This is a genomic window from uncultured Fretibacterium sp., assembly GCF_963544685.1.
Classification (GTDB): Bacteria; Synergistota; Synergistia; order Synergistales; family Aminobacteriaceae; genus CAJPSE01.
Map to the genome: position 1 here is coordinate 1 of NZ_CAUUGJ010000106.1, position 7920 is coordinate 7920.

The window sequence follows — 7920 nt, forward strand, 5'->3', positions numbered from 1 at the left end:
GGTGCGGACGTCCTCATAGAGGGGCTCGCCCAGGGAGCCGGGCTCCTTGCAGCGGTCCAGAACCGCGATGGCCTCGACGGTGGAGGGCAGCACGCGGAAGAAGTATTTCGGGGAGAAGGGACGGTACAGGTGCACCTCGACCACCCCGACCTTTTTGCCCCGTGCGTTCAGGTAGTCGACGGTCTCCTCGATGGCCTGGCAGACGGATCCCATCGCGACGATGACGTGCTTCGCGTCCGGCGCGCCGTAGTACGTGAAGGGGTGATAGCTGCGCCCCGTGAGCTTCTTGATCTCCTGCATGTAGCCCTCGACGACGTCGGGGATGTCCTCGTAGAAGGGCTGCGCGGCCTCCTTGGCCTGGAAGAAGATGTCCGGGTTCTGCGCCGTCCCCTTCTGGAAGGGGTTCTCGGGCCTCATGGCCCGCGAGCGGAACATGTCGATGGCGTCGTAGTCCACCAGCCCGGCGAGATCGTCGTAGTCGAGCGCGTCGATCTTCTGGATCTCGTGGGAGGTGCGGAAGCCGTCGAAGAAGTGCAGGAAGGGAACGCTCGTCCTGAGGGTCGAGAGGTGCGCGACGGCGGCCAGGTCCATGGTCTCCTGGACGCTCCCGGCGGCGAGCATCGCAAACCCCGTCATGCGCGCGGACATGACGTCGCTGTGGTCGCCGAAGATGGAGAGGGCGTGCCCCGCGATGGCCCGGGCCGAGACGTGGAAGACGCACGGCATCAGCTCTCCCGCGATCTTGAACATGTTGGGTATCATCAGCAGCAGCCCCTGGGACGCCGTGAACGTGGTGGCCAGCGCTCCCGCCGACAGGGCCCCGTGCACGGCGCCCGCGGCTCCCCCCTCGGACTGGAGCTCCGTGACCTTGACGGTCTGCCCGAAGATGTTTTTGCGCCCGTGAGCCGCCCACTCGTCGATCAGCTCGGGCATGGTCGACGACGGCGTGATGGGATAGATCGCCGCGACCTCGGAGAACGCGTAGGCGACGTGCGCCGCCGCCGCGTTTCCGTCCATAGTTTTCCAGTGCCTCTTTGCCATTTCTGAAACCCCTCCTCGAATACTTGCCCCGGGCGTCCCGGACAGTCCGGAAACCTCCCGGAAAAGAACCCCCACCCAACCAAAAACACGAAGAACACGAAACCTCCAAACGCAAAAAGCACAAAAAGTTTTCACAGATATCCTCTGCGAAAACGCCGATTCCGCGTTCGGTTTTTCATCGACATTCATTTTACTACAAGCCCGCTTTCTTTATATAAAAAGGCGCGTTCGAACTTTGCCGAAAATGCCTATATTGTTCGCGTCCGGCCGAAGAAGATTACGATTGCGCTGTTACGACGGTATAATAGCGGGGCGCTCCGCGCGAGGGGGCGGGGCGCTTGTTTTTGTCGTTGGGTTTGTTCCGTAACTCGGAAAGAAAGGGGTTTTGTCCATGTCGATACGGAAGAAAGGTCTTTTGAGGATTGTCGTCTGCCTCATCGCCGCCGTCCTGCTCCTTGCGGGGAACTCGGACGCTGCGACGTTCACGGTGACGACGAACGCGGACAGCGGGCCGGGCTCGCTGCGGCAGGCCGTCCTGGATGCGAACGCAACCGTCGATCTCGACGAAATTCAGGTCGACGCCGGGGTGGGGGTCATCACGCTCGCCTCGGAGGTGAACATCTCCTCCCCGCTCATGATAAGAGGCGGCGGCGCGACCGTGAAGGGGAACTCGACGCGCCTCTTCAGCGTCACGGGGGGGACGGTGGGGTTCGACCGAATCACCTTCACGGGCGGCAAGTCCTTCTCCGGAAACGGCGGAGCGGTGAATATCGAGGGGGACGCGAAGGCGGACTTCGCGAATTGCACGTTCTTCAACAACGATGCGGGCAGCCGCGGCGGCGCTGTGTGCGTGGCCGGAACCCGGCTTGACTCGACGACGTTCCTGAACTGCACGATCGCGGGCAACAGTGCCGAGCGAGGCGGGGGCGTCGCCGTTCTCCTTGGCGCCGTCAGTTTTGCAGGGTCCATCGTCACCGGCAACACGGAGCGAGGCGGGCTGGCGCAGGGCGCCGACGTCTACGCGGACTCCGGCGGGAGCGTCTTCAACAGCGGGCGCTACAACGTGATCGGACAGACGAACGCGCCGGCCTCCTTCGGCTCGGCCCAGGGCAACCACACCTCCGTCAGCTCGGCGGACGTGTTTTTCACCATCCCTCTGGCCCTCGTGTCCATGGATGGAGCGCGGGTGCTCAAGCTCTCCAGCCTGTCCGGAAACGTCGCGCGCGATCTGATCCCGGAGGGCTCCGCGGGCTTCCCCGACGTGGACGAGCGGGGGGCCAAGCGTCCCCAGCTCCTGGGGCTGGACGCGGGCGCGTTCGAGCTGAGTCCCATCCCCATAGCGAGCGTCGACCTCAAGGGGAGCCCCTACATCCAGCTGGGCACGACGGCGCCGTATACGGCCGGGGTTCATCCGGCCGACGCCACCCGGAACATCCGAGCCTACAAGGACGGGATCGAGTGGTCCGTCAGCGATGCAGGGGTCATCTCGGTTGACGCCTCCGGCGTCGTCTCGGCCCTGAGGACGGGCGACGCCATCCTCTACGCCAGGGCGCACGGCTGGGACGCCGCGGGCAACACGACCGTGTCCTCCACGGTCTCGCTCAAGATTCGCGTGGGCACCACGCCGCTTCCCGTCCCTGAGGTCACCGTCAAGGCCCTGAGCGGCGTCACCATGAAGACCAACACCACCCGGACGGTCAAGCCGGAAGTCGTTGTCAGCCTGGCGGGCGTCCCGGCGGAGATGGACTACAGGCTCACGGTCTCCTCCTCGAACCCCGGCGTCGCCTCCGCGGACGTGGCGGCTGACGGCAAATCGATCCTGATGGCGGCGAGGGCCTTGGGGACGAGCGAGATTACGGTAACCGCCTCGTCCAGGAACAGCGCGGGAACGGGCACCAGCGCCCCGGTGACCTTCACCCTCACGGTCTCGGACAAGAAGGGCTCCGGCAAGAAGGGCGGCGGCGGGTGCGACGCGGGATTCGGAGGAATGGCCTTGGCTCTTGCAGCCCTCTTCCTTTTGAGGAGAAAGGTATAGCCCTCTGAATAAATGCAGCTAGTCCCTTCAGGGGCGACGCGGGATTCGGCGGATTGACGCTGGCTCTCATTGGGGCGTTCCTGTTGAGGAGAAAAGCGTAGCCCTCTGATAAATGCAGCTGGTCCGTTAAGCAGGCGACCAGCTCTGGTAAAGCCCCTAAGCGATTCGCACAGCTCGTTCCTCGCTGGCTTTCTGCTTATCCGCGGGCTTCTGCCCGCGGATGCTGTGTCGGTCGCTTATGCCGAACGGCAACACAGTTGTTGCTGTTCGGCGCAGCAGGCGACCGCCTTCCACGAGGCGGCACGGCTTCGCCGCCCTGTCCGTCCTTGCTTTTGTCCTCACGCTCGTGTATACTGAGGGCACTTCGATAGAAATTGCCGAAGGAGTGGGCCTGTGCCCGCTCCTTTTTCTTTGGATTTTACTGTGTTTCGCAGGCGTCGCATCGCGCTGTGGAGAGGAGCGTGTGGCCTTTGGAGGGCGGGGGAACGATGTGTCGGATGGAGTCTCTGGAACGGCCCATCCGCGAGCTGGTCGAGCGTTTGGGGTACGAGTGCGTTCACGTCGGCGTCGGGACGGATTCCGCGCAGCGGAGGGTCCGTGTCCTCATCGATTCCCTGGGGGGGATCGCTGTTTCCGACTGCGAGACGGTGTCGCGGGCGGTCAATCGCTTCCTGGACGAGAACGACATCCCGGAGCTCGAGGGGCGCTACTATCTTGAGGTCAGTTCTCCGGGGGTGGAGCGTCCGCTCTTCACGCCGGAGCATTACGCGCGCTTTCGGGGACGGGAGGCGCGCATCCGCCTCACCGAGCCCATGGGGGGGCGCAAGGGCCTGACGGGGGAGATCCTGTCGGCGGACGAGGACTCGGTGGTCCTGTTCGTGCCCGACGAGGAGCGCGAGATCGCCGTCCCGTTCGGCAACATCAGGAGCGGCTCGCTGGTCTTCCGGGGGTTCGAACCGCAGGCCCCGAAAAAGCATAAGAAGGGCGGGAGGTCCGGATCCGACGGAGGACGCCGGACGGGCGAGGACAACGGGAAACATCGTGAGGAGGAACTTTAGATGCAGCTGGGGCGCGAGTTTGTGAGGGCTCTGAGCCAGATCGCCAAGGATCGCAATCTGTCTCAGGAGCTGATCGTATCGAGTCTTGAGGCGGCTCTGATCTCCGCCTACAAAAAATATCAGGGCGGCAACCAGGAGGCCGAGGTCCTCGTGGACTTCGAGACCGGCGATGTCGTGGTCAGCGAGCTGCGCACCGTCGTGGAGACGCTGGAGTCCCCCGACACGGAGATCACGCTCGAGGACGCCCGAAGGCTGGGATACGAGGACGCCGCGCTGGGCGACGTCCTGCGGCTGGAGAAGAACCCCGGCGACTTCGGGCGGATCGCCGCCCAGACCGCCCGCCAGGTGATCATTCAGCGCCTGAAGGACGCCGAGCGCCAGGTGATCTACGACGAGTTCTCCGACAAGGTCGGGGAGATGATGACCGGCGTGGTCTTCAAGTCGGAGAACGACCAGGTCCTGGTGCGCCTCAACGAGCGCACCGAGGCCATCCTGCCGCGCAAGGAGCGGATCCCCGGGGAGAAATACGTCCCCGGCGACTACATGAAGTTCTACGTCCTGGATGTCCGGCAGATGACGCGGGGCCCCAGGATCGTCGTATCCCGGACGCACCCGGGCCTTCTCAGGAAACTGATGGAGCTCGAGATCCCGGAGGTGCAGGACGGGGTGATCGAGATCCGCAACATCGTCCGGGAGGGGGGCGCGCGCGCCAAGGTGGCCCTGATGACTCTGGACGCCAACGTCGACCCGGTCGGGGCGTGCGTGGGCAATGCCGGGGCGAGGATCAAGGCGATCAGCAAGGAGCTGATGGGCGAGAAGATCGACGTCATCATCTGGAGCGGCGATCCCCTGGTGTACATCCGCAACGCCCTCTCGCCCGCCAAGGTCGCCAGGGTCGAGCCGGTGCTCGATCAGGAGCATGCGGTCCGGGCGTACGTCTATCCCGACCAGCTCTCCCTGGCCATCGGTAAGGCGGGGCAGAACGTCCGGCTGGCGGCGCGTCTGACGGGCTGGAAGATCGACATCGACGCCCTCGAGGTCGAGCGCATGCCGACGCTGCAGGACATCTTCCACGACATCGTGGAGGACGAGTAGCGTGAGCCAGCCGGGCCCGCGGCAGAAATCCCGGACCTGCGTCGGGTGCCGGGAGGAGTCGCCCAGGAGGGCCCTGATCCGCGTCGTCCGCTCCCCTGACGGCTCGGTCGTGGTGGACGAGCGCGGCAAACTCCCCGGTCGCGGCGCCTATCTCTGCGCGAGGCGGGAGTGCCTGGAGAGGGCGAGGAAGAGCGGCGCTCTCGCCCGTGCGCTCAGGACGGCGGTTCCCGAATCCTGCTACGCGGATCTGGAGCGCCGCATCGAGCAGGAGGGCACGGCGCACGCCGATCCGGAGGAGCGTCTGCACGAGATCTGCGCCCTGCTCGGGCTCTCCCGCAGGGCGGGGATGGTCCTCGTCGGCTCGGATAGTGTACAATCGCAGTGCGGCAGGGGCCCCCTGCTGCTCCTGACCGCGGAGGACTGTTCCGCGTCCGTGCTGGAGTTCGCTGACAGGTTGGCCTCGGCCGGCGCGCGGGCCCATACGCATATTCGCGCGCCCTTGAGCGTCGAGCGGCTGTCCCTGGCCCTGGGGACGGGGCGCGTACAGGTGATTGCCCTGCCGGGCCGGAGCGGCCTGGCGGATAGGATAAAGGTCTTGCTTGGGGAAGGGGGACGTGCCCTTGAACAACAGAATACGGGTTTATGAATTGGCGAAGATGCTGGGGAAGAGCAACAAGGACCTGATGAAGGTGCTGCAGGATCTGGGCGTCGAGGTGAAGACGCACATGAGCTCCATCGACGGCGAGACCGCTCAGCTGGTGGAGGACGCCCTGTCCTCTCCGGCGGGTGGGGCGAAGCCGGAGGCCGGGGCCGGCGGGGACGGGAGGAGGACGGTCGAGATCGGGGAACGGGCCACGATCAAGGCCGCGGCGGAGAAGATCGGGGTCTCCAGCGCGGAGGCGGTGAAGGCCCTGATGAAGGCCGGCCTGATGGTCCCCGCGACCGCGTCCGCCGACGCTAAGGTTCGGGAGGTCCTCTCGGGGGCCTTCGGGGTGGAGTTCGTCCTTCGGCCCGAGGAGAAGCCCGAGACCGAGGGGAAGGGGGAGGCCGGGAAGGGACCGAAGCGGGACGCGAAGCCCAAGCCCGCGGGGCAGCCGGCCGTCCTGACGGAGCGTCCTCCCATCGTCACGGTCATGGGGCACGTGGACCACGGGAAGACGACGCTGCTGGACCAGATCCGCCACGCCAACGTGACCGCGCAGGAGGCCGGGGGGATCACGCAGCATATCGGCGCCTACATCGTCACGCACGACAAGAAGCCGATCGTCTTCCTGGACACCCCCGGCCACGAGGCCTTTACGGCGATGCGCGCGCGGGGCGCGAGCGTGACGGACATCGTCATCCTGGTCGTGGCCGCCGACGACGGGGTCATGCCCCAGACGCGGGAGGCGATCGACCACGTGAAGGCGGCGAAGGTCCCGATCGTGGTGGCGGTGAACAAGGTGGACAAGCCCACGGCCAAGCCGGACCGCGTCCGCCAGCAGCTCTCGGACGTCGGCCTGGTCCCGGAGGAGTGGGGCGGCGATGTGGTGATGGTGGACGTCTCCGCCAAGACGGGCGACGGCATCCCCCAGCTTCTGGAGATGGTGCTCCTGGTCGCGGAGATGCAGGAGCTGAAGGGGAACCCCGGGGCGTCCCCTTCGGGCGTCGTCGTGGAGGCCCAGCTGGACAAGGGCAAGGGCCCCGTGGCGACCGTCATCGTGCAGCAGGGCACGCTGCAGCGCGGCGACATCGTCCTCTTCGGCTCGGCGTGGGGAAAGGTCAGGGCCCTGTTCGACTGGGCGGGCAAGCCGATCAAGAAGGCCGGCCCGAGCATCCCCGCGGAGATCCTGGGCCTGGACGAGGTCCCGCAGCCCGGGGAGACCTTCACCGTCGTGAAGAGCGAGCGGGAGGCGCGCAGCGCCCTGGCGGACAGCCGCGCCCGCGAGCGGGACGCGGGGGCCCCTTCGAAGCGGGCGTCCCTGGAGGACCTCTACGCCCAGATGCAGGCGGGGCAGATCCCGCAGCTCAGCCTTGTGGTGAAGTGCGACGTGCAGGGATCCCTGGAGGCCCTGGCCGCCTCCCTCGAGAAGCTGGCGACCAACGAAGTGGGGGTCACCATCGTGCACCGGGGCGTCGGGCGCATCGCGGAGTCCGACGTGATGCTGGCCTCGACCTCCAACGCGGTCATCATCGGCTTCAACGTCCGACCGGACGCCAACGCCAGGCGGGCCGCCGAGGTGAGCGGGGTGGAGATCCGGACCTACAACATCATCTACGACGTCATTGACGACGTCAAGGCCGCGATGAGCGGGCTCCTGAAGCCCAACCTCAGGGAGGAGCGTCTGGGCGAGGTGGAGATCCGGGAGATCTTCAAGATCCCGAAGGCGGGCAAGATCGCCGGCTGCCACGTCATGCAGGGGCTGGTCCGCCGCAACGCGCGGGTGCGCGTCGTGCGCGCGGGGATCGTCATCTGGGACGGCGGCATCGCCACGCTCCGCCACTTCAAGGACGAGGCCCGCGAGGTCAAGGCGGGGTTCGACTGCGGCATCGCGCTCGAGGGGTTCCAGGACTTCGAGGTCGGCGACGTCCTGGAGGTCTACGAGGTCGTCGAGGAGAAACGTAGTCTGTAAACCGAACGGGGCGGCGGGATCGGAAGGAATAAAGGGGTGAAGGGGTTTGGGGACGTTTCGCATGGCGCGAATCAACAAG

5 protein-coding genes and 1 pseudogene are annotated in these 7920 nt (G+C 66.1%); 5 read left to right on the forward strand and 1 reads right to left on the reverse strand.

What is annotated here, in order from left to right; all coding sequences use genetic code 11:
- Nucleotides 1-1041: pseudogene (locus ABLA28_RS09335) on the reverse strand (pyruvate:ferredoxin (flavodoxin) oxidoreductase); the annotation flags it as partial.
- A 391-nt stretch (nucleotides 1042-1432) separates the two neighbouring features.
- On the opposite strand from ABLA28_RS09335, the gene ABLA28_RS09340 reads away from it, so the two are divergent.
- The 5 genes from ABLA28_RS09340 (at nucleotide 1433) to infB (ending at nucleotide 7841) form a co-directional block, all read left to right on the forward strand.
- The gene (locus ABLA28_RS09340; protein ID WP_347713435.1) at nucleotides 1433-3076 is read left to right on the forward strand and encodes a Synerg-CTERM sorting domain-containing protein; all 1644 of its coding nucleotides are present in this window, start codon (nucleotides 1433-1435) and stop codon (nucleotides 3074-3076) included.
- Nucleotides 3077-3564: 488 nt separating this feature from the next.
- The gene (gene rimP / locus ABLA28_RS09345; RefSeq protein WP_347713436.1) at nucleotides 3565-4134 is read left to right on the forward strand and encodes a ribosome maturation factor RimP; all 570 of its coding nucleotides are present in this window, start codon (nucleotides 3565-3567) and stop codon (nucleotides 4132-4134) included.
- Nucleotides 4135-5229 (forward strand): transcription termination factor NusA, encoded by a 1095-nt coding sequence (gene nusA / locus ABLA28_RS09350; protein ID WP_299300281.1) that lies wholly within the window; start codon nucleotides 4135-4137, stop codon nucleotides 5227-5229.
- Between the two features lies 1 nt (nucleotide 5230).
- The gene (locus ABLA28_RS09355) at nucleotides 5231-5875 is read left to right on the forward strand and encodes a DUF448 domain-containing protein (protein ID WP_347713437.1); all 645 of its coding nucleotides are present in this window, start codon (nucleotides 5231-5233) and stop codon (nucleotides 5873-5875) included.
- Nucleotides 5876-5885: 10 nt separating this feature from the next.
- The gene (gene infB, locus ABLA28_RS09360; protein WP_347713438.1) at nucleotides 5886-7841 is read left to right on the forward strand and encodes a translation initiation factor IF-2; all 1956 of its coding nucleotides are present in this window, start codon (nucleotides 5886-5888) and stop codon (nucleotides 7839-7841) included.
- The last annotated feature ends 79 nt before the right edge of the window (nucleotides 7842-7920 follow it).

Bases quoted from the DNA above. Each gene is read 5' to 3' on its own strand.
- nusA (WP_299300281.1), top strand. From the start codon at position 4,135: ATGCAGCTGGGGCGCGAGTTTGTGAGGGCTCTGAGCCAGATCGCCAAG.
- rimP (WP_347713436.1), top strand. From the start codon at position 3,565: ATGTGTCGGATGGAGTCTCTGGAACGGCCCATCCGCGAGCTGGTCGAG.
- infB (WP_347713438.1), top strand. From the start codon at position 5,886: ATGCTGGGGAAGAGCAACAAGGACCTGATGAAGGTGCTGCAGGATCTG.
- ABLA28_RS09340 (WP_347713435.1), top strand. From the start codon at position 1,433: ATGTCGATACGGAAGAAAGGTCTTTTGAGGATTGTCGTCTGCCTCATC.